The organism is Streptomyces katrae (assembly GCF_000966975.1).
Lineage (GTDB): Bacteria > Actinomycetota > Actinomycetes > Streptomycetales > Streptomycetaceae > Streptomyces > Streptomyces katrae.
In genome coordinates this window covers 1-832 of record NZ_JZWV01000918.1, presented here as the reverse complement: position 1 = coordinate 832, position 832 = coordinate 1, and the positions used below count along the sequence as shown (strand labels likewise).

The 832-nt window shown below is 78.6% G+C and carries 1 protein-coding gene; it reads left to right on the top strand.

The genetic code is table 11. The features are described 5' to 3' along the window. The coding region (locus VR44_RS29630) for a cobalamin B12-binding domain-containing protein (RefSeq protein ID WP_045950696.1) at positions 1–725 on the top strand (725 nt) is incomplete at its 5' end. Positions 726–832 lie beyond the last annotated feature (107 nt).

Here is an 832-nt window from a genome sequence, read left to right as displayed (position 1 = left end):
CCGCACCAGCCGCACCGGGCCGCCGGGGCGGTCCCGGGGGCGGGCTCCCGCTGGGGGAGGTGCGGGAGGAGTGCCGGGGGCTGGCACGCGCCGCGGTACGGCTCGACGGGCCGGCCATGGAGGCCCTGCTCCAGCGGACGGTGCGGGCCCACGGCCTGGTGGCCGCCTGGGAGGAGGTGATGGTGCCGACCCTGCACGCGGTGGGGCGCAAGTGGGAGTCCACGCAGGACCGGTACGTCGAGGTGGAGCACCTGCTGTCGTGGCACGTGTCGACCGTGCTGCGGCGGGTGCCCGGCACCGTCCCCGGGCCGCCGGCCCACCTGGCGCCGGTGGTGCTGGCCTGCCTGCCGGGAGAGCAGCACACGCTGCCGCTGGAGGCACTGGCCGCGGGTCTGGCCGAACGGGGGCTGCCGGCACGGATGTTCGGCGCGGCGGTGCCCCCGGAGGCGCTGCGGGCGGCGGTGGGCCGCTCCGGTCCGGCCGCCGTGGTGCTGTGGTCGCAGTCCCGCACGACGGCGGACGCCGCGCTGGCCCGGCAGGTGGCGTCGACGGCGTTCGGCCTCAAGGGGGCGAGGACCGCCCCCGTCGTCTTCCTCGCGGGCCCGGGATGGCCCGTACGGGCGGTGACCGCGGGGATGAGGCGTCCGCGCGGGCTGCGGGAGGCGCTGGACGCGATCTCCGCGCTCTACGCGGAGCCGGTCGTCCCCGGCACCTCACCCCCGTGACGGCGCCCGCCCGGGGCGGGGGCACCGTCGTGCCCCTCAACTCCGCAGCTTCCCGGCGCGTGGTGGCCACGGGAAGAAGCCGCTGGTGCGGGCCAGGTACGCGGCGT